The organism is Micromonospora sp. NPDC048935 (genome assembly GCF_043197875.1).
GTDB lineage: Bacteria > Actinomycetota > Actinomycetes > Mycobacteriales > Micromonosporaceae > Micromonospora.
Genome location: NZ_JBICTZ010000003.1, coordinates 182806 through 203714, shown reverse-complemented (window position 1 = coordinate 203714; position 20909 = coordinate 182806). Strand labels below are relative to the sequence as shown.

Genomic DNA, 20909 nt, shown 5'->3' with positions numbered 1-20909 from the left:
TCGGCCCAGCGCGCCAGCAGCGTAGCCACCTCATGGTCGCCACCGACCACGAGACCGTCAATCTGGTGTTCCACGTGCCCCACCCAACCACCGTCGGCACCTCGGGCCGGATTGAACGGTCCGGAAAGGCCGACGGGCGGCCCAGCTCCGGCCGGGACGCTGATCCACTCGCCTTTCACGAAATCGGGGTGTCCGGATAACCCGGACACCCCGACTTCACTGCTGTCGTGTCGATCATGCGGTTGGCGGCGTACCCGTCAGTCCTTCTCGATGGTGACCTTGCTGGGCTTGGCGCTGCGCTCGTCGGTGGTCGGCTTGCTGGGTCGCTTGCCGTTCTCACCGGTGCTGGTGATCTTGGTCGGCTTGGCGCCCCGGCCACCCTCGCCCGGAACGGCGGCCACGGTCGGCTCCCCGTCCACCCCGGCACTGGCCGCGCCTCCGTCGACGGTGGTCACCGGCTCGGCCACCGGCCGGGTCGTGGACTGCCCCTCGGCCGCGGCGTTCACCGGCTGCCGGGTGTCGGCGGGCTCGGTCTTGAGGCCGGTGGCCGCACCCGACCCGGACGACGTGCCCGTGTCGGTGGTCGCCGTGCCGGGAGCGGTCGTGCCCGTGTCGGTGGTCGCCGTGCCCGAGACGGTCGTGCCCGTGTCGGGGGCGGTCGTGCGCTTGTCACCATCGTCGGCCGCGCCCCTGCTCACCCCATCGCCAGCGGTCGGGCCGTCGATCGGGCCGGCGACGCTCTGCAACCGCAGCTCGGCCATCCGCCGCTGAAGCTCGTCGGACTCCTGCCGGGACTTCCACGTCTCCTGCCGCAGGTCAGCGAGTTGCTGCTGGGCCTGAGCGATCTCCAACATCACCTGGGCCAACTGCTGCCGCCCCGCCGCCGACTCCTGCTGGGTGGCCGCCAGGTGCTGCTGCGTGGTGGCCAGGTGCTGCTGCGTGGTGGCCGCGTACTCCTCGAACTGCCGACGCGACGCCGCGACGTGCTCGTCGGCCTCGCGGCGCTTGTCGCTGGCCTCGGTCTCGGCCCGGCTCAGCAACTCGGCGGCCTCCGCCTCGGAACGCTGGCGGAGCGCCGCCGCGTCCTGCTCGGCCGCCTGGCGAACCCCGGCCGCGCCCTGCTCGATCTCGTTCTTGCGCGTGGAGTATTCGGTTTCCAGCTCGTTCTTGCGGCTCGTGTACTCGGTTTCCAACTCGTCGCGGCGGGTGGTGAAACCCGCCTCCAACTCCTGCTGACGGCTGGCGAACCCGGTCTCCAGCTCCTGCTGGCGGGACTCGTGCTGCCGGTCCAGCTCATCGCGGCGCTCGGCGAACTCCTGCTCGGCAGTGGACCGTCGCTGCGCCAACTCCCGGTCGGCCGCCTCGCGACGCGAGTTGACCTCCTGCTCCACGCCGGCCCGCCACGCGCCCAGCTCCTGCTGGGTCTGCGCACGGGTCTGCTGCACGTACGCCTCGGTCTCGGCGCGGCTGCGCTTGGCCGCCTCGGAGGCCTGCGTGGTCAGTCGCTCCGCCTCCTGTTGCGCCTTGGCGCGGGTGGCCCGGCCCGCCATCGACGCGTCGTCGATGATCTGCTTGGCCTCCTGCTGGGCCTTGGCGTGCGTGGCCCGGCCGGCCTCGGTCGCGGTGTCGGTGAGCCGCTTGGCCTCCTGGAGGGCCTTGGCGTGCACCTCCTTGGCGGCCTCGCGCAGGTCGCTGGCCTCCTGCCGGGCGTTGGCCAACGTCTCGCGGGCCGACTCGCGCAGCTTGGTCGACTCCTGCTGGGCCCGGGTGTGGATCTCCTTGGCGGTGTCCCGTAGTTGGGTGGCCTCCTGCTGCGCCTTCGCCAGCGCGTCCTGCGCCGCCTTGCGCAACTGCGCCGCCTCGTCCTTGGCGGACCGCAGGGTGGCGTCCGCCTCGGCCCGGCGGGCGGCGCTGTGCCGCTCCTCCTCCGAGCGCCGCGCGGCGAGGGCGATCTCGAAGTCCTTCAGTGCCCGCGCGGACTGCTCGCGGGCCTCCTCGATGATGTGCTCGGCCGCGGCACGACGGGCCTCGATCTCCACGTTCGCATCGGCCACGATCTTCTCGGCCAGCTCTTCGGACTGCGTGACGATCGAGTCGACAAGCGGGCCGAGATGCTTGAACGAGGCCCGGTCGACCACGTTCATCTGCTTGCGCACCTGGGTCAGGTCACGCTGGAGCACCTCGACCTGGCCGGCGAGCTTGTGGATCTGTGTATACGCCTGTTCCCGTTCGGACGCGAGGGTCGCGATCTCGTGCTCGGCACGCGCGACATACCGATCAACCTGCTTCTTCTCGTACCCCCGCAGAGCGGACTCGAAGCTGGGCTCCGTCGTCACGTCCCCGCCGAGAGCGAACAGTTCCTCGCCGTGCGACATGCCCCCATCCTCACACGCAACAGGGCCTGCTGGGGCGATACGGACGCGCCTTGTGCGAGCTACTTCACTCCGTCGCGAGCGCGGGATACCACGGGCTGGGAAACGCATACGGCGCGAGGTGACACCGGTTACCCGGTGTCACCTCGCGCCGTCGATGCCCCGACCTGACGCCGCGCGTCAGCCGGCGGTTTCCGCCGGCACCCGGTCCTGACCGCCCTCGGTCTTCTTGGCCTCCGGCTTGGCCGCCGGAGCGGCCGCGGGCATCCCCGGCACGATGCCGGCGAGCCCGGAGAGCATCTGGCCCAGCTGCGAGGTGACCGCGTCCTTCTGCCGGGTGAGGTCCTCGACCTCGCGGCGGGCGGCCTGCGTGGTCAGCTCCGCCTCGGTGCGCGCCTCGGTGAGCAGGCGCTGCGACTCGGCCTTGGCCTCGTTGAGCGTCTTCTCGGAGTGCGCCTTGGCCTTGTCGATCGTCTCGGCGGCGTTGCGCTCCGACTCGACCCGGCGGGCCTCGGCGCGCTGCTCGATCTCCTTCGCGCGCTCCTGGGCGGCGCGGGCGCGCTGCTCGGCCTCGCTGACCATCTTCTGGGTCTGCGCGACCTGGGCGGCGTGCCGCTCGGACTCCTCGCGCTCGGCCTTCTCGCGGCGCTCGGCCAGCTGCAGCTCCAGGGCCTGGAGGTCCTTGTCGCGCTTGTCCCGCGCGTCGGTGAGCAGCTTGGTGGCCTCGGCGCGCTTCTCCTCGGCCTCACGCGCGGCCTTGGCCCGCTGCTGGGTGATCTCCCGCTCGGCGGTGGCCCGAAGGGTTGCCACCTCCCGCTCGACCGTCGACTTCAGCTCGGCCACCTCGTGCGCGGTGACGGTACGCAGCTGCTTGGTCTCGCGGTCGGCGTCGGCGCGCAGCGTGTCAGCCTCGCGGCGGGCCTGCACCCGGACCTCGGCGGCCTCGCGCTCGGCGGCCGTGCGCAGGTTGCCCGCCTCGCGCTCGGCGCTGGCCTTCATGGCCGCGGCCTCGGCACGGGCCTTGTCGGTGATCTCGCGGGCCTCCAGGCGGGCGGCGGAGAGGATGCCCTCCGACTCGCGCTTGGCCTCGTTGCGGTGGTCGTTGGCCTGCTCCTCGGCGAGCCGGAGGATCTGCTCGACGCGGGTGCCGAGCCCGGAGAGGGTCGGTCGGCTGTTCTCTTCGAGCTGCTTGTTCGTGTCGGTGAGCTTCTGTTCCAGCGCACTCATGCGCTGTTCGGCTTGGCGGAGTCGACGCTGGGCGTCGTTCATCCGCTGCTCGGCCTCGGCACGGGCCTGCTCGGACTGGGTCAGCGCGGCGGTCATCCGGCCGAGGAAGTCATCGACCTGGTGGGTGTTGTAACCGCGCAGGCCGACGGTGAAGTCTGGCTGCGAGTTCGCGTTATCGAAGAACGCGAGAGGGGAGGACTGCTGCTGGGGCATTGGGACATACTGGCAGACGCCCCAGGGTGCTTCGCAAGAGCGGTGCGCAGCTTTCGTGGCCTCTTTACATGGTCAACTGCCACCATCGACGGGGTGGGGCCAATCGGCGATCTTGGCAGGTCCCGGGCGGGTCGGACGCCACGCAGCGTGACGTGAAAAAGGGCCCCGGGGTTACCCCGAGGTCCTTTGTTCAGTCCGGGCGGGTTTTCCGCTAATGGGAGCGGAAGAACAATGGCCGATCACCGCAATGGTCATCGAGGGCTCACCCGTCCGGCCGGTGGCCGGGCTCAGCGCCCCGAAGGCCGGCGGTGCCGGTCAGTGGCCCCGGAACCGGTTGATCGCGTCCTCGTGCCGGGCCCGCAGCTCTCCGTCGCGTACGCCCAGGCCGTCCGTCGGTGCGAGGCACCGCACGCCGACCTTGCCCTGGTGGGCGTTGCGGTGCACCTCGTACGCGGCCTGCCCGGTCTGTTCCAGGGAGTAGGTGCGGGACACCGTCGGGTGCACCTTGCCGAGCGCGACCAGGCGGTTGGCCTGCCACGCCTCGTGGTAGTTGGCGAAGTGGCTGCCGACGATCCGCTTGAGGTGCATCCAGAGGTAGCGGTTGTCGTACTGGTGCTGGAAACCGCTCGTGGAGGCGCAGGTGACGACCGTCCCACCGCGCCGGGCCACGTAGACGCTCGCGCCGAACGTCTCCCGCCCCGGGTGTTCGAAGACGATGTCCGGGTCCTCGCCGGCGGTCAGCTCGCGGATCCGCTCGCCGAAACGCTTCCACTCGTCCGGGTCCTGGGTCACCTCGTCCTTCCAGAAGCGGAAACCCTCCGCCGCGCGGTCGATGACCAGGTCCGCACCCATCCGGCGGCACAGCTCCGCCTTCTCCGGCGAGGAGACGACACAGACCGGGATCGCACCGCCGTTGAGTGCCATCTGGGTGGCGTACCCGCCGAGGCCGCCGGAGGCGCCCCAGATCAGCACCACGTCGCCCTGTTTCATGTTGGCCCCGTGGTGCGAGACGAGCTGCCGGTACGCGGTGGAGTTGACCAGTCCGGGACTGGCCGCCTCCTCCCAGCTCAGGTGACGCGGCTTGGGCATCAGTTGGTTGGCCTTGACCACGGTCAGCTCGGCCAGCCCACCGAAGTTGGTCTCGAAGCCCCAGATCCGCTGCTGCGGGTCGAGCATGGTGTCGTCGTGTCCGGCGGCGTCCTCCAGCTCGACGGAGAGGCAGTGCGCCACCACCTCGTCGCCGGGCGCCCACCGGGTCACCCCGGGGCCGGTACGCAGCACCACGCCCGCCGCGTCCGAGCCGACCACGTGGTACGGCAGGTCGTGCCGCCGGGTCAGCTCGGAGACCCGGCCGTAGCGCCGGAGGAACGTGAAGGTGGGCAGCGGCTCGAAGATGCTGGTCCACACCGTGTTGTAGTTGATCGCGCTCGCCATCACCGCGACCAACGCCTCGCCCGGTGCCAACTCCGGCGTCGGCACCTCCTGCACGTGCAGCGCCCTGCGCGGGTCCTTGTCCCGGGTGGGCACGCCGTCGAACATCCGGGCCTCCTCGGCGCGGACCACGACGCCTCGGTAACTCTCCGGTACGGGCAGCCCGGCGACGCCGGCGAGTTCGCGGTCCGGATCGTTCGACTCCTCCGCCGCCATGATCACATCGAGGATGTCCTGCACGGTGACCTCCGGTTCGTCCGCACCCGCACGGGCCCGGGTGCTGCCATCGTCGGGGCCGGTGGGCACGACCGCCATGTCGGCATTCGACACATCCGGCACCGGTCGTGCTCCGGTGGGGGCGGACGTTACTGAACGGTAGCTAAGCCGGGAAGTCCTCTGTGAAAAACTGCATCCGCCGATGCGTGAAGGTGCCCGCCCACCCCGCCAACCGCGCACCGACGCGCGCGGCCGACGGGCGCGAGGGCTGGACGCGCGCGGGCCCCCGCGGGGCGCGGCGCGCGAGGCGACAACTTCAGGGATGTTGCTGCCTCAAGTGCGGCGGAGGCAGCAACATCCCTGAAGTTGTGCGGATCTTGCCGGCGCCGGTGAGGCGCGGGAGGTCAGTGGAGGGTGGGGGCGGGTTCGACGAGTTCGACGAGGACGCCACCCGCGTCCTTCGGGTGGACGAAGTTGATCCGGCTGTCCGCGGTGCCGCGCCGTGGTGCGTCGTAGAGCAGCCGCATCCCCCGCGCGCGCAGCGCCGCGCAGGCCGCGTCGATGTCCACCACCGTGTACGCGACCTGCTGGACTCCCGGCCCGTTGCGGTCCAGGAACTTGGCGATCGTCGACTCCGGGGTGAGTGGGGCCAGCAGTTGCACGCAGCCACCCTCGGTGGTCGGCCCGACGGCCAGCATCGCCTCCTGTACGCCCTGTTCGGCGTTGGTCTCGACGTGCACGCAGCGCATCCCGAACGTGCGCTGGTAGAAGTCGATCGCGGCGTCCAGGTCGGCCACGGCGATCCCGACGTGGTCAATCTTGCGAAGCCCGATGTCTGTGACGGAGTCGGCACCGGGCTCGGCGGGGGAGTTCTCAGTCATGGCGCTAGTCTGGCCGAACCATCGTTCAGGCGTACAGCACGGCACCCCCTCTCGGAGGCAGGCATGGCTTCGGTGATCGTCAGCGGCGCGCGGACCCCGATGGGTCGGCTGCTGGGCAACCTCAAGGACCTCCCGGCCACCAAGCTGGGCGGGGTCGCCATCAAGGCCGCGCTGGAGCGTGCCGGGGTCAGCCCCGACCAGGTCCAGTACGTGATCATGGGGCAGGTGCTGCAGGCCGGCACCGGCCAGATCCCGGCGCGGCAGGCCGCGGTCGAGGCGGGCGTGCCGATGTCCGTGCCGGCGCTGACCATCAACAAGGTCTGCCTCTCCGGTCTGGACGCGATCGCCCTGGCCGACCAGCTGATCCGTGCCGGCGAGTTCGACATCGTCGTGGCCGGTGGCATGGAGTCGATGACGAACGCCCCGCACCTGCTGATGGGTCAGCGCACCGGTTACAAGTACGGCGACGTGGTGGTCAAGGACCACATGGCGCACGACGGGCTCAGCGACGCGTGGGACTGCTGCTCGATGGGCGAGTCCACCGAGCGGCTCGGCACCAGGCTCGGCATCAGCCGCGAGGAGCAGGACGCGTTCGCCGCGGCCAGTCACCAGCGGGCCGCCGCCGCCCAGAAGAACGGCCACTTCGCCGACGAGATCGCCCCGGTGGTGATCCCCCAGCGCAAGGGGGACCCGCTGGTGATCAGCGAGGACGAGGGCATCCGCCCGGACACCACTGTCGAGTCGCTGGCCAAGCTGCGCCCCGCCTTCGCCGCGGACGGCACCATCACCGCCGGCAGTTCGTCGCCGATCTCCGACGGCGCCGCGGCGGTGCTGGTGATGAGCAAGGCCAAGGCCACCGAGCTGGGGCTGACCTGGCTGGCCGAGATCGGCGCGCACGGCAACGTGGCGGGGCCGGACAACTCCCTGCACTCGCAGCCGTCCAACGCGATCAACCACGCTCTGAAGAAGGGTGGGCTGAGCGTCGCCGACCTGGACCTGGTCGAGATCAACGAGGCGTTCGCGCAGGTCGGTGTGCAGTCCAGCCGGGACCTCGGCATCAGCTCGGACCGGGTCAACGTCAACGGCGGCGCCATCGCGCTGGGGCACCCGATCGGCATGTCCGGCGCACGTCTCGTCCTCACCCTCGCGCTGGAGCTGAAGCGGCGCGGTGGCGGCACCGGCGCGGCGGCCCTCTGCGGTGGCGGTGGCCAGGGCGACGCGCTGATCATCCACGTGCCGGGCAAGGCTGAGTCAGCCCGGTGAGCGAGGCGGCCGCGCACGTCCCGTCCGGGGGCACCACGTCGGTGCGCCGCAGTCGGGACGTACCGATGCTTGTCGAGCGGGCCCGCGCGGGTGATCCTCGCGCGGTGGCCCGGCTGATCACCCTTGTGGAGAACGGCGACGCGCTGCTGCCGGCGATCGCCGCCGCGTTGGCGCCGTACGCCGGGCAGGCCCAGGTCGTCGGGTTGACCGGTTCGCCCGGGGTGGGCAAGTCGACCACCACGAACGAGCTGGTCCGCGCGCTGCGGGCGCAGGGGCACCGGGTCGGTGTGCTGGCCGTCGACCCGTCCAGTCCGTTCACCGGGGGAGCGATCCTCGGCGACCGGGTGCGGATGCAGGACCATGCCACCGATCCGGGCGTCTACATCCGGTCCATGTCCAGCCGGGGTCACCTCGGCGGGTTGGCCGCGGCGACGCCGCAGGCGGTCCGGGTCCTGGAGGGCGCCGGCTGCGACGTGGTGCTGGTGGAGACCGTCGGCGTCGGGCAGGCCGAGGTGGAGGTCGCCTCGCTTGCCGACACCACGCTGGTGTTGCTCGCCCCCGGCATGGGTGACGCGATCCAGGCGGTCAAGGCCGGCATCCTGGAGATCGCCGACGTGTTCGTGGTCAACAAGGCCGACCGGGACGGCGTCGACGCCACCGTCCGTGACATCCAGGGCATGATCGCCCTCGGCGAGCGCGGCCCGGGGCAGTGGCGGCCGCAGGTGGTCCGCGCGGTCGCCGCGCGTGGCGAGGGCATCGACGAGATCGCGGCGGCGATCGACAAGCACCGGGGCTGGCTGGTCGAGCACGGCGAGCTGCGCCGCCGCCAGGAGGCGCGGGCCGCCGCCGAGGTCGAGGCGATCGCGCTCGGCACCCTCCGCGCCCGGATCGGCTCCCTGCGCGACGGTACGGAGCTGAGCACGCTCGCCGCCAGGGTCGCCGAGGGTGCGATCGACCCGTACACGGCGGCGGACGAGTTGCTCGCCCAGCTCGCCCGCTGACCGTCCACCGGGGACACCCTGGCGGTAGGTCGTCCTTGTAGGCTCGCAGCGCCCCACGGCGGTGGGGCCGGGCGGTGGCGCGAGGACCAGGGGAGTTGCGATGGAGCACGAGGCGACGCAGGAGCTGACCACGGCGTCGGCGGGGGTCGGCGGAACGACGCAGGTCTCCGACGAGGTGGTCGAGAAGATCGCCGTCGCGGCCGCCCGCGCGGTGCCCGGCGTGGCCGAGTTGGGCGGGGACGTGGCCCGCTTCTTCAACTCGGTGCTCGACCGGGTCGGGCTGGACCAGGTGGGCGATGCCCGGCGGGGTTGCTCGGCGCACGTGACCGGGGACGCGGCCGTGGTCAACCTGGTGTTGGTGATCCAGGCCGGCCAGCCGGTACCGGAGATCACCGGTCAGGTGCGGGCCCGGGTCACCGAGGCGGTCGAGGCGTACGGGCTGCGGGTCGACGAGGTCAACATCCGGGTCGACGACGTGGCGATGGGCGGGCCGACCGCCTAGCGCGCGGCGGGGCGTCCCGGTCGCTGGTTACCCGTCGGTACGACGGGACTTAGCGATCGTTCAGGTGAGGGTCCTACACTCGACGTGCAGTCGAGGACCCGAGGAGGAGCCCTGCTCATGGACGCCGACGAGATCGACGCCGGACGGGCGCGCTGGCAGGCCCGGTACGATGCCGCGCGCAAGCGCGACGCGGACTTCACCACGCTCTCCGGGATGCCGGTGGAGCCGGTCTACGGGCCGCCCGAGGGCAGCGCGTATCCGGGCTTCGAGCGGATCGGCTGGCCGGGTGAGTACCCGTACACCCGGGGTCTGTATCCGACCGGATACCGGGGCCGGACCTGGACGATCCGGCAGTTCGCCGGCTTCGGCAACGCCCAGCAGACCAACGAGCGCTACAAGATGATCCTCGGTGCCGGCGGTGGCGGCCTCTCGGTCGCGTTCGACATGCCGACGCTGATGGGCCGCGACTCGGACGACCCGCAGGCGCTCGGCGAGGTCGGCCACTGTGGCGTCGCCATCGACACCGCCACCGACATGCAGGCGCTCTTCGACGGCATCGACCTGGCCGACGTGACCACCTCGATGACCATCTCCGGCCCGGCCGTGCCGGTGTTCTGCATGTACCTGGTCGCCGCCGAGCGGCAGGGCGCCGACCTGTCCAAGCTGGACGGCACGCTACAGACCGACATCTTCAAGGAGTACATCGCGCAGAAGGAGTGGCTCTTCGACCCGGAGCCGCACCTGCGCCTGATCGGCGACCTGATGGAATACTGCGCGGCCGAGATCCCGCATTACAAGCCGCTGTCGGTCTCCGGCTACCACATCCGCGAGGCCGGCTCGACCGCCGCGCAGGAGTTGGCGTACACCCTGGCCGACGGCTTCGGGTACGTGGAGTTGGGCCTCTCGCGCGGGCTGGACGTGAACGTGTTCGCGCCGGGCCTGAGCTTCTTCTTCGACTCGCACCTGGACTTCTTCGAGGAGATCGCCAAGTTCCGCGCCGCCCGCCGGATCTGGGCGCGCTGGCTGCGCGACGTCTATGGCGCCACCAGCGAGAAGGCCCTCTGGCTGCGGTTCCACACGCAGACCGCGGGGGTGTCGCTGACCGCGCAGCAGCCGGTCAACAACGTCGTCCGCACCGCCGTCGAGGCTCTCGCCGCGGTGCTCGGCGGCACGAACTCGCTGCACACCAACGCACTGGACGAGACCCTGGCACTGCCCACCGACGAGTCCGCCGAGATCGCCCTGCGCACGCAGCAGGTGCTGATGGAGGAGACGGGTGTGGTCAACGTGGCCGACCCGCTCGGCGGCTCCTGGTACGTCGAGGCGCTGACCGACAAGATCGAGGCCGAGGCGGAGGAGATCTTCGCCCGGATCCGGCAACTCGGCGGGGACGGGCCGCACCAGATCGGCCCGATGACCTCGGGCATCCTGCGCGGTATCGAGGACGGCTGGTTCACCGGGCACATCGCCGAGTCGGCCTTCGTCTACCAGCAGGCCCTGGAGAAGGGCGACAAGAAGATCGTCGGGGTCAACTGCCACACCGGCACGGTCGCCAAGGAGTTGGAGATCCTGCGCATCTCGCACGAGGTGGAGCTGGAGCAGCGCCGGGTGCTCGCCGAGCGCAAGAGCGCGAGGGACGAGTCGACGGTCCGCGCGGCGGTGGCCCGGATGGTCGAGGTCAGCCGCACCGACGGGAACATGATCCCCGCCATGCTCGACGCCGTACGCGCCGAGGCGACCCTCGGCGAGATCTGCGACGCCCTACGCGCCGAATGGGGCACCCACCGAGAGCCCGCCCGCTTCTAACCCGCCCCCACTAATCCCGCGATCTTGCACTTTCTGTCCCCGTAAAAGGGGTGAATGCCGCGTATGGGCGACAGAAAGTGCAAGATCGCGGGGGTGGGGGGCGGGGGGTTGGGGCGGGGTGAGAGTTGCAACGTCGGGGTTGTGGGTGACCTGAGATCGGGGGCTCACGTGCGAGACTAGGTAACCATGAGCGACCCACGGATCACCTCGTCGATCTTCACCCGCGGCGCGGTCGACCTCAGCACGCTGCGTGGCCCCGCACCAGCAAGTACGCGCCCCGGCACGCCCCCGCAGGGCGGCCCATCCAACGGCACTCCCGGCGCGCCCGCCGCCGGCGGCAGCACCGCAATCGTCGACGTCACCGAGGCGACAATCCAGTCCGAGGTGCTCGAACGGTCGATGGCCGTGCCCGTCGTCGTGTTCTTCGGCGCGGCCGGCTTCCCGGAGAGCGACGAGTTCGCCCCGGTCCTGGAGCAGTTGAACGCCGAGGGCGGCGGCACCTGGGTGCTGGCACGGGTCGACGTGCAGGAAAACCCGCGCATCGCCCAGATGTTCCGGGTCCAGGGCATCCCCATGGTCTACGCGGTCGTCGGCGGTCAGCCGGTCGACGCCTTCTCCGGGGTGGTGCCCGAGGCGCAACTGCGGCAGTGGATCCAGGCCGTGCTCAAGGCCGGCGGCGTGACCGTGGCCGAGCCGGAGGATCCCCGCCTCGACGAGGCGGACGACGCCCTGATGAGTGGCGATCTGGACGCCGCCGAGCAGGCGTACCGCAAGATTCTGGCCGATGCCCCGGCGGACGCCGCTGCCACGGCGGGGTTGGCCCAGGTCGGCGTGGCTCGCCGGGTAGCCGGCGCGGACCCGGCCGCCGCGCTGGCCGCCGCCGAGAGCGCCCCCGACGACGTGGCCGCCCAACTGCTGGCCGCCGACATCGAGGTGCTCAGCGGCCTGGCCGAGCAGGCGTACGCCCGGCTCGTCGGGCTGGTCCGGCGCACCGCCGGTGAGGACCGGGAGACGGCCCGCCAGCACCTGGTCTCGCTCTTCTCCATCGCCGGCCCGGACGACCCGGCCGTCGCCTCGGCACGCCGGGCACTGGCCAGCGCCCTGTTCTGAGTTCGTAGCACGCCAGCGCGGGCCGGCGTTCCGGCCGGCCCGCCCGACCAACGAGGACGGGAGCTCATGATGCGCCGGATCGCCGTCCTCGACGCGCCGACAAATCTCGGTCTGCGGCCACCGACGACCACGTCGGTCCCGGGTTGTGCCAAGGCGCCCGGCGCGCTGCGCGACCACGAACTGCTGGCCCGGCTACGGGCCCGCGACGCCGGTTGCGTCACCCCGGCCCGGTACGACCCGGGCGACTGGCGCCCCGGCGACGGGGTGTGCCACGCCCGGGAGATCGCCGACTACTCTTTGGCCCTCGCCGAACGGATCGGCTCGATCATCGACCGGGGCGAGTTCCCGGTGGTGCTGGGCGGCGACTGCTCGGTGCTGCTCGGCTCGGCGCTGGCCATGCACCGCCTCGGTGAGGCCGTCGGCGGGCGGATCGGGCTGGTCTTCGTCGACGGGCACTCCGACTTCCGCCACCCCGGCAATGCCTCGTACGTCGGCGCGGCCGCCGGGGAGGACCTGGCCCTCGTCACCGGCCGGGGGCAGGCCGACCTGGCCGCGATCGAGGGGCGACGGCCCTACTTCCGTGACATCGACGTGGTGGTGCTCGGCATCCGAGCCCAGGACGAATACCGGCTCGACCTCCAGGCCGCCGGGATCACCACCCGGCCGGTGCCGGCGCTGCGGGCCGAGGGCGCCGCCCGGACGGCCCAGTGGGCGCACGAGCAACTCGCCGACTGCGCGGGCTACTGGGTGCACATCGACGTGGACGTGCTCGACCCCGCGGTGATGCCCGCCGTGGACGCCCCCGACCCGGGTGGGATCGCCTTCGCCGAGTTGGAGATCCTGCTCGCCGGCCTTGTCGACACCCCGCACTGCCTCGGGGTGGAGTTGACGGTCTTCGACCCCGACTACGACCCCGACGGCTCGTACGCGGCCGAGATCGTCAACACCGTGGTCGCCGGCCTGGCCCCGGTCACCGCCCCGGAGGCGGTGCCGCCCCGGCTGCTGTCGTCCCGGCCGACTCCCGGCCCCCGGCGCGGCGCGCCCACCGACCGGGGCGAGCGGCCCGGTGGGGTGGACCGTGCCGAGCGGGTCGGTGGGGTGGCTGGCGTGATCGGCGGCGCGGCGTCCTTCGCCGATGCCACCTCGTGGCACTCGGCCGTCGACGCCACGCCGCTCACGGAGGCCGGGTCCTCCGACCCGGGAGCCGCCGACGTCGACCGGGCCGGCATCGACCGCTCCGACGGTGCGCTTGCTGCTTCCGGCCGATTCGGCGGTGACTCCGCCGAGGGCGTGGCTCATCTCCCGGTCACGGCCGAGCGGGAGCCGGTCGGCCCACCAGCCTCGGCCGGCCCAGGTCTGCTCCGCCGACCCGTCCCACCGGCAGAAAGCGCCCCGGAACACCACAAAGCCGACACCGCCTGATCCGAATGCCGCCCGGCCGGGCCATGATCGACTCGGTTTCAATGAAGTCGCGGTGTCGGAGTGGCCGGGATACCGCGCCTTTCAGCAAACCGAGTGGATCAACGCCTGAGCGGTGTTGGTGTCAGGACCGGGGGAGGGCGCGGAGGAAGCGCTCGGCGATCGGGACGGCGGACGCCGTGCTGGCGCCGCCCTTCTCCACGAAGACGGCGAACGCCACGTCGCCCCGCCAGCCGACAAACCAGGCGTGGGTGTGTGCCGGGTTGTCGTCGTACTCGGCGGTGCCGGTCTTGCCGTAGACCTCGCCCGGCACGTCCTTCAGGGCGCTCGCGGTGCCGGTGGTGACCACCTCGCGCATCATCGCGCGCAGTGCCGCGACCGATTCCGGCTTGAGTTGCTCCCCCGGCGGGGCCGGCTTGGCCGGCGCCGGGTCGATCAGCAGTTTCGGCTGCTCGAAGCGGCCTCGGGCGACCGCCGCGGTGGCACCGGCCATGGCCAGCGGGCTGACCAGCGTCGTGCCCTGCCCGAACGATGCCGCCGCCTGCTCGGCCGGACTGCCGCCGGTGGACACCTTGCCGGTGAAGGCGTCGGTGCCGACGTCCCACTGACCTTCCAGGCCCACCGAGCGGCCGGCGGCGGCCAGCCCGTCGCCGCCGAGCTTCGGGGCAAGCGAGGCGAACGCGGTGTTGCAGGACTTGGCGAAGTCGGTGCGGAACGGCACCGAGCCGAGCTCGAAGTTGTCGGAGTTCTTGAAGGACCGACCGTCCACGGTGAAGGTCTTCGGGCAGGCCACCGGCCCGTCCAGGGTGACCGCGCCCCGGTCCAGTAGGCCCAGCGTGCTGACCATCTTGAACGTGGAGCCGGGCGGCACCTGAGCGTCGAAGGCCAGATTCTCCCCGGCCGGCCCGGGACCGTTCGCGGCGGCGAGCACCGCACCGTCGCTGATCCGGAGCGCCACCAGCGCGGACCGCTGTGGCTCGGCGCGCAGTGCCCCGTCGGCGGCGTTCTGGACGGCGACGTCCAGCGTGGTCTTGAGCGCCTGACCGGGCTGCGGCTCACGGCGGAACAACTCGGTGCCGGTGGGTTCGAGTTTGCCGCCCTCGGTGGGACGCTCGACCACCACGGTCAGACCGGGGGCGCCGCGCAGCCGTTCGTCGTAGCGGCCCTGCAACCCGCCGTGCCCGACCAGGTCGCCGACGACGTACCGGTCGGGGTGTGCGGCGAGGTCGTCGGCCTGCGCCGGGTCGACGGTGCCGAGCAGCGCACGGGCGAACTCCCGGGTCGGTGCCAGGTCGATCTTGTCGGAGGTGAACTTGGTGCCGGGCAGGTCGTAGATGCGGGGCTTGATCTGTAGGTACGCCTCCTCGCGAAGCGACACCACCTCGACGAACGCTCCCGGGTCGGCCTTCGCGACCCGCTCGGGCAGGTCGGCCAGGTCGACAGCGGGGACCAGCGCCGGGCGGATCGCCCGGAACGCCGCGTCGAGATCCTTCACGAGCTTTTTGATGTCGGTGACCCCGTCGGGCTGCACACCGACCCGCACCACCGGGCGGGGGGCCACGATCGGTTGCCCGGCGGCGTCCAGCACCCCCGCACGGGTGCTGGCGTCGCGGCGCACCGCCAGCCGGTCACCCTTGCTGAGCTGCTCCTGCACCACCTTCGGCTCCCAGATCACCTGCCACTGGTCGCCGTCGCCCTGGGCGAGGCGCACCTCCCGGTCGTACGTCCAGCGGGTCTGGCCGGGGAGGTTCCACTCCACCTGCACGGTTGTGGTGGCGATGTCCGCAGTGACCTTCGGCTCGCCGCGACGCGTCAGTGTGGGCGGGGTGGCCGCCAGCTCACCGGAGAGTTCCTTGATCTCGCGACTCACCTCAGCCGAGGGCAGTTTGTCGCCGGTCGGGTCGATCAGGCCGACCGCCTGAAGGTCGCCGCTGCGCCAGCCGGCGAGGAAGGCGTCCACGGTGCGCTCCGGCCCGTCGTCACCCGAGCAGCCAGCCAGCACACCGGCCGCGAGCAGCGCCGCGGTGAGGCCGGCGAGCGCGCGGCGGGCGGGGTTCGGCCGGTGGGGCCGGGGGTACGACGAGGGCATGAAGCTGGTCCTTCCGATCTCGGAGCGCCTTCGCACGGTAGTACGCCGAAGGCGTCCCCAACGTCCCCCACGGTGGTGGGCGCGCTCAAAGACGGGCCGGGCCAGTGTGATGAACATCGCGTGGCGGGGTATCCCGCAGCCGGCCAACCTCGGACCCGCAACGGGTGAAAGGACAAAGTCCCGATCCGGACGTCTGGCCAGTGGTCCGCCGACGAAGGCGTACAACGGCAGGGCCTAGGCTGGGCGGCAGAGTGACCCACAACGCGGTGGGTCGAGGGGAGTGGCACCGATGGACCGGCGTCCGGCGATCAAACCGGAACCCGACCTCCGGCAGGATGACTCCGGCCGGGACGACGACAGCTTCGATTCGGCGACCGACGGGGACGGCTACGGCCGGCTCGACACGGGAGTCACCGGGCTGACCGGGTCGAGCATCGACACCATCTACGATCTGGGCCTGCCGACCGAGGCATTGGCCGACGACGTGGAGGACGCCGAGCTCGACGAACCCGTTCCCAACGCGGAGCGCCTGGTGGCCCAGGCTGTCGCGCTCGCCGGGGACGACCACGACGCGGCGACACTTGTCGGCCGTTTCTGGCGGTTCGCACCGGACGAGGAACTGGTCGGCTTCACGGCGGAAGAGATGCTCGACGCGGCCCGGGCACACCGGGACCTCGCCCAACAGCGGGTGCCGGGCGAGTTGAAGCTGCGGATCCACGAACCGCACGCCGACCAGCACCACACGGTCGTCGAGATCGTCACCGACGACATGCCGTTCCTGGTCGACTCGGTGACCGCGCTGCTCAACTCGTACCACCTGGACGTGCACCTGCTGGTGCACCCGCTGGTGGTGGTCCGGCGGGAGCCGTTGGGCCGCCTCACCGAGGTCTCCGCCGACGTGGAGCCGGACGACGCGATCGCCGGCGACATCATCGAGAGCTGGATGCGGATCGAGATCGACCCGGTCCGGGACGCGGCCGAGCGGGACCGGCTGCGCCGCGAGCTTCAGCGGGTGCTCACCGACGTGCGGGAGGCGGTGGAAGACTGGCCGAAGATGCGTCAGCGTTCCCTCGCGCTCGCCGACGAGTTGGCCTCCGCGCGCACCTCCGACAACCGCCCGCCGGTGCCGGAGAAGGACATCACCGACTCGGTGGAGCTGCTGCGCTGGCTCGCCCACGACCACTTCACCTTCCTCGGCTACCGCGAGTACCGGCTGGTGGACGCCCCGGGCGGCGACGCGGCGGACCCGGTCGACGGCAAGGCCCTCGAAGCGGTTCTCGGCACCGGTCTGGGCATCCTGCGCTCCGACGCGCCGGACGCCCGGCCGCTGGCGTCGATGACACCCGAGGCACACGAGAAGGTGCTGGAGAAGCGCCTGCTCATCATCACCAAGGCCAACTCGCGGGCCACCGTGCACCGCTCGGCGTACCTGGACTACATCGGCTTCAAGATCTTCAACGAGGCCGGCGAGGTGATCGGCGAACGGCGCTTCCTCGGCCTGTTCTCCACCGCCGCGTACCGGACAAGCGTCCGGGAGCTGCCGGTGGTGCGCCGCAAGGTGGCCGAGGTGCTGGACCGCTCCGGCCTGAGCCGGCGCAGCCACTCCGGCAAGGATCTGATCCAGATCCTGGAGACCTACCCGCGCGACGAGCTGTTCCAGATCAAGACCGACGACCTCTACCACGCGGTGATCGGCGTGCTGCGGATGGCCGGTCGCCGGCAACTGCGGGTCTTCCTGCGCCGGGACGCGTACGGGCGGTTCATCTCCTGCCTGATCTACCTCCCCCGGGACCGGTTCACCACCCAGAACCGCCTGCGCATGCAGGACATCCTGCTGCGCGAGCTCAACGGTGTCGGGGTGGACTACACCACCCGCGTCACCGAGTCGATGCTGGCCCGGGTGCACTTCATCGTGCGTACCGACCCGACCCGGCCACCCGGCGAGATCGACGCCGACCTGCTGGCCGAGGAGCTGGCCGACGCGACCCGACTCTGGGACGACGACTACCGGCTGGTGTTGGAGCGAAAGCTCGGCGACGAGCAGGCCAAGCACCTGTTCACCAGGTACGCCGACGCGTTCCCGGAGGGCTACAAGGACGGGCACACGCCGTACGAGGCGATGAAGGACCTGGCGAAGCTGGAGCTGCTGGAGGAGCCCGGCCAGCTGGAGATGCACCTGTTCCGCAAGCAGCTCGCACCCCGCCCCGGGACCCGGGTGCCCGGCGCGGACCTGGCCGAGGCCATGGACGTCCGGTTCAAGGTCTACCGGTACGGCGAGCCGATGATGCTCTCCGCCGTGCTGCCGGTGCTGCACTCCCTCGGTGTGCGGGTCGTCGACGAGCACCCGTACGAGGTGGACCGGATCGACGGGCGGGTCTACCTGTACGACTTCGGCCTCATGCTGCCCGAGGGGCACCACGAGCTGGCCGAGGTGCGCCCGCACGTGGAGAACGCCTTCGCGGCGGCCTGGCGCGGCGAGGCCGAGGTGGACCGGTTCAACGAGCTGGTGTTGCGCGGCGGGCTGACCTGGCGGCAGGTGGTGGTGCTGCGGGCGTACGCGAAGTATCTGCGGCAGGCCGGCACGGTCTTCTCACAGGACTACATGGAGCAGACGTTCATCGCGTACCCGAAGCTCGCGAGCCTGCTGGTGGAGTTGTTCGAGACCCGGTTCGCACCGGGTGAGCTGAGCGCCGAGCAGCGGCAGCAGCGCAGCGGTGAGCTGGTGGAGACGATCCGGGGCGCGCTGGACGACGTGGCCAGCCTGGACCAGGACCGGATCCTGCGTTCGTACCTGACGTTGATCGAGGCGACCCTGCGGACCAGCTTCTACCAGAAGCGCGCCGACGGGCGGCCGAAGGCGTACGTGGCGTTCAAGCTCGACCCGCAGGCCATTCCGGACCTGCCCGCGCCGCGCCCGAAGTTCGAGATCTTCGTCTACTCGCCCCGGTTCGAGGGTGTGCACCTGCGGTTCGGGCCGGTGGCCCGGGGCGGGTTGCGCTGGTCGGACCGTCGGGAGGACTTCCGGACCGAGGTGCTGGGTCTGGTCAAGGCGCAGATGGTGAAGAACACGGTGATCGTGCCGGTGGGCGCCAAGGGCGGCTTCGTGCTGAAGCAGAAGCCGGGTGACCGGGACGAGGCGGTCGCCTGCTACCAGGAGTTCGTCGGCGCGATGCTGGACGTCACCGACAACATCGTCAGCGGGCAGATCGTGCCGCCCGAGGACGTGGTCCGGCACGACGGCGACGACCCGTACCTGGTGGTGGCGGCGGACAAGGGCACCGCGACGTTCTCCGACATCGCCAACGAGATCTCCACGGCGCACAACTTCTGGCTGGGCGACGCGTTCGCCTCCGGCGGTTCCGCCGGCTACGACCACAAGAAGATGGGCATCACCGCCCGGGGCGCCTGGGAGTCGGTCAAGCGCCACTTCCGGGAGTTGGGCCTGGACACCCAGACCCAGGACTTCACGGTGGTCGGTGTCGGCGACATGTCCGGCGACGTGTTCGGTAACGGGATGCTGCTGTCCGAGCACATCCGCCTGGTGGCCGCCTTCGACCACCGGCACATCTTCCTCGACCCGGAGCCGGACGCGGCCACCTCGTACGCGGAGCGGCGGCGCCTGTTCGACCTGCCCCGGTCCTCGTGGGAGGACTACAACCCGGAGCTGATCTCGGCCGGCGGCGGCATCTTCCCGCGTACCGCGAAGTCCATCCCGATCACGCCGCAGGTCCGGGCGGCGATCGGCCTGGACGACGACGTGACGCACCTGTCGCCGCAGGAGCTGATGAAGGCGATCGTGACCGCCCCGGTGGACCTGTTCTGGAACGGCGGCATCGGCACCTACGTCAAGGCGTCCACCCAGACCAACGCCGAGGTGGGCGACAAGTCCAACGACGCGATCCGGGTGGACGGGCGCAACCTGCGGTGCCGGGTCGCGGGCGAGGGCGGCAACCTGGGCTGGACCCAGCTCGGCCGGATCGAGTACGCGTTGACCGGTGGCCGGATCTTCTCCGACTTCATCGACAACGCGGCCGGGGTGGACACCTCCGACCACGAGGTGAACATCAAGATCCTGCTGAACACGGCGGTGGCCGACGGCGAGTTGACCACGGCCGAGCGGGACGAGCTGCTGGCCGGGATGACCGACGAGGTCGCGGAGCTGGTGCTGCGGGACAACTACGACCAGGCTCGGGCCATTAACAACGCCCAGGCCCAGGCCGCCTCGCTGCTCCCGGTGCACCGCCGGATGATCAACGAGCTGGAACGCTCGGGTGGGCTGGACCGGGCGCTGGAGGCGCTGCCTCCGGACGAGGAGCTGGCGGTCCGCAGCGAATCGGGCCTGACCGCGCCGGAGTTCGCGGTGCTGCTGGCGTACGTGAAGATCGTCCTGGAACGGGAGATCCTCACCGAGGGGTTGGCCGACGAGGAGTGGACGACCGACGTCCTGGTCAACTACTTCCCGACGCCGATGCGCGAGCGGTTCGCCGACCGGATGGGCCGGCACCGCCTGCGCCGCGACATCGTCACCACCGTGCTGGTCAACGAGGCGATCAACCGGGGTGGCATCTCGTTCATCTTCCGGGTGGTCGAGGAGACCGCGGCCAGCGCCGCGGACGTGATCCGGGCGTACGTAGTGGTCAGCGAGGTCTTCGGGCTGCGTGAGCTGTGGGACGCGGTCGAGGCGCTGGACAACAAGGTCGCGCCCGAGTTGCAGACGAGCGTCTACCTGGACACCCGCCGGTTGCTCGACCGGGCGGTGCGGTGGCTGGTGTCCAACCGGCGCTCGCCGATCGACGTACCGGCGGAGATCGCCCGGCTGCGCGACGGGGTCACCCGGCTGTTGCCGGGGCTGGAGGACCTGTTCTACGGCAACGAGCGGCAGGGCATCGCCGCGCACATGGACTCGATGACCGATCGTGGGCTGCCCCGCGAGCTGGCCGAGCGGGCGACCCGGCTGATGTACAGCTTCGGCCTGATGGACGTGGTGGAGACGGCGAACGCCAGCGGGCGGGACGTCAGCGAGGTGGCCTCGGTCTACTTCGTGCTGTCCGACCTGTTCCGGGTGGACTCGCTGCTGTCGAAGATCTCCCTGCTGCCTCGGGAGGACCGCTGGCAGACGTTGGCCCGGATGGCGCTGCGCTACGACCTGTACGCCGCGCTGGCCGCGCTCACCGCGGAGGTGCTCGGCTCCACTCCGGAGGACCTGCCGCCGCACGAGCGGGTGCAGCAGTGGGAGCAGTCGAACGCCACCTCGATCCACCGCGCCCGGCGGGCGATGGGGGAGTTCGACGAGTCGCGGGCGGACCTCGCCGCCCTGTCGGTGCTGCTGCGCCAGATCCGCACCCTGGTGCGGACCTCCGCAGCCGCCTGAGTCAGGTA

At 71.2% G+C, this 20909-nt stretch carries 12 protein-coding genes; 7 read left to right on the top strand and 5 right to left on the bottom strand.

Going from position 1 to position 20909, the window contains the following annotated elements; translation table 11 throughout:
- Positions 1-257 precede the first annotated feature (257 nt).
- From ACGFIW_RS11555 to mce, 4 genes are all read right to left on the bottom strand, one after another.
- Entirely contained in the window at positions 258-2375 is a 2118-nt protein-coding gene (locus ACGFIW_RS11555; protein WP_393313227.1) for a hypothetical protein, read from the bottom strand.
- Positions 2376-2552: 177 nt separating this feature from the next.
- A complete protein-coding gene (locus tag ACGFIW_RS11550) occupies positions 2553-3812 on the bottom strand; it encodes a DivIVA domain-containing protein (RefSeq protein WP_393313224.1) in 1260 nt (419 codons plus the stop codon).
- A gap of 315 nt (positions 3813-4127) precedes the next feature.
- Complete coding sequence (gene ccrA / locus ACGFIW_RS11545; RefSeq protein ID WP_393314021.1) at positions 4128-5483, bottom strand: crotonyl-CoA carboxylase/reductase; 1356 nt, start codon at positions 5481-5483, stop codon at positions 4128-4130.
- A gap of 380 nt (positions 5484-5863) precedes the next feature.
- Positions 5864-6340 (bottom strand): methylmalonyl-CoA epimerase, encoded by a 477-nt coding sequence (mce, locus tag ACGFIW_RS11540; RefSeq protein WP_393313221.1) that lies wholly within the window; start codon positions 6338-6340, stop codon positions 5864-5866.
- 63 nt (positions 6341-6403) lie between these two features.
- Here mce and ACGFIW_RS11535 point away from each other — a divergent pair, with 63 nt between their 5' ends.
- From ACGFIW_RS11535 to ACGFIW_RS11510, 6 genes are all read left to right on the top strand, one after another.
- The gene (locus ACGFIW_RS11535; protein ID WP_393313218.1) at positions 6404-7603 is read left to right on the top strand and encodes an acetyl-CoA C-acetyltransferase; all 1200 of its coding nucleotides are present in this window, start codon (positions 6404-6406) and stop codon (positions 7601-7603) included.
- Between the two features lie 65 nt (positions 7604-7668).
- Positions 7669-8604, top strand: a complete 936-nt coding sequence (gene meaB, locus ACGFIW_RS11530; RefSeq protein WP_393314018.1) for a methylmalonyl Co-A mutase-associated GTPase MeaB — start codon at positions 7669-7671, stop codon at positions 8602-8604.
- Between the two features lie 100 nt (positions 8605-8704).
- A complete protein-coding gene (locus tag ACGFIW_RS11525; protein ID WP_393313215.1) occupies positions 8705-9106 on the top strand; it encodes an Asp23/Gls24 family envelope stress response protein in 402 nt (133 codons plus the stop codon).
- Between the two features lie 117 nt (positions 9107-9223).
- A complete protein-coding gene (locus ACGFIW_RS11520) occupies positions 9224-10912 on the top strand; it encodes a methylmalonyl-CoA mutase (RefSeq protein WP_393313212.1) in 1689 nt (562 codons plus the stop codon).
- 186 nt (positions 10913-11098) lie between these two features.
- Entirely contained in the window at positions 11099-12022 is a 924-nt protein-coding gene (locus ACGFIW_RS11515; RefSeq protein ID WP_393313209.1) for a tetratricopeptide repeat protein, read from the top strand.
- A 66-nt stretch (positions 12023-12088) separates the two neighbouring features.
- Positions 12089-13444: an arginase family protein gene (locus ACGFIW_RS11510; RefSeq protein ID WP_393313206.1), complete on the top strand. Its 1356-nt coding sequence runs from the start codon at positions 12089-12091 to the stop codon at positions 13442-13444.
- A gap of 121 nt (positions 13445-13565) precedes the next feature.
- On the opposite strand, the gene ACGFIW_RS11505 is transcribed toward ACGFIW_RS11510, so the two are convergent.
- The gene (locus tag ACGFIW_RS11505) at positions 13566-15530 is read right to left on the bottom strand and encodes a penicillin-binding transpeptidase domain-containing protein (RefSeq protein ID WP_393313203.1); all 1965 of its coding nucleotides are present in this window, start codon (positions 15528-15530) and stop codon (positions 13566-13568) included.
- 289 nt (positions 15531-15819) lie between these two features.
- Here ACGFIW_RS11505 and ACGFIW_RS11500 point away from each other — a divergent pair, with 289 nt between their 5' ends.
- Positions 15820-20901, top strand: coding sequence for an NAD-glutamate dehydrogenase (locus ACGFIW_RS11500; RefSeq protein ID WP_393313200.1), 5082 nt, complete (start codon positions 15820-15822; stop codon positions 20899-20901).
- Positions 20902-20909 lie beyond the last annotated feature (8 nt).

Excerpts from the sequence above, each read along its gene's own strand:
- ACGFIW_RS11555 (WP_393313227.1), bottom strand. The coding sequence starts at position 2,375 with ATGTCGCACGGCGAGGAACTGTTCGCTCTCGGCGGGGACGTGACGACG.
- ACGFIW_RS11550 (WP_393313224.1), bottom strand. The coding sequence starts at position 3,812 with ATGCCCCAGCAGCAGTCCTCCCCTCTCGCGTTCTTCGATAACGCGAAC.
- mce (WP_393313221.1), bottom strand. The coding sequence starts at position 6,340 with ATGACTGAGAACTCCCCCGCCGAGCCCGGTGCCGACTCCGTCACAGAC.
- ACGFIW_RS11535 (WP_393313218.1), top strand. The coding sequence starts at position 6,404 with ATGGCTTCGGTGATCGTCAGCGGCGCGCGGACCCCGATGGGTCGGCTG.
- meaB (WP_393314018.1), top strand. The coding sequence starts at position 7,669 with ATGCTTGTCGAGCGGGCCCGCGCGGGTGATCCTCGCGCGGTGGCCCGG.
- ACGFIW_RS11525 (WP_393313215.1), top strand. The coding sequence starts at position 8,705 with ATGGAGCACGAGGCGACGCAGGAGCTGACCACGGCGTCGGCGGGGGTC.
- ACGFIW_RS11520 (WP_393313212.1), top strand. The coding sequence starts at position 9,224 with ATGGACGCCGACGAGATCGACGCCGGACGGGCGCGCTGGCAGGCCCGG.
- ACGFIW_RS11515 (WP_393313209.1), top strand. The coding sequence starts at position 11,099 with ATGAGCGACCCACGGATCACCTCGTCGATCTTCACCCGCGGCGCGGTC.
- ACGFIW_RS11510 (WP_393313206.1), top strand. The coding sequence starts at position 12,089 with ATGATGCGCCGGATCGCCGTCCTCGACGCGCCGACAAATCTCGGTCTG.
- ACGFIW_RS11505 (WP_393313203.1), bottom strand. The coding sequence starts at position 15,530 with ATGCCCTCGTCGTACCCCCGGCCCCACCGGCCGAACCCCGCCCGCCGC.
- ACGFIW_RS11500 (WP_393313200.1), top strand. The coding sequence starts at position 15,820 with ATGGACCGGCGTCCGGCGATCAAACCGGAACCCGACCTCCGGCAGGAT.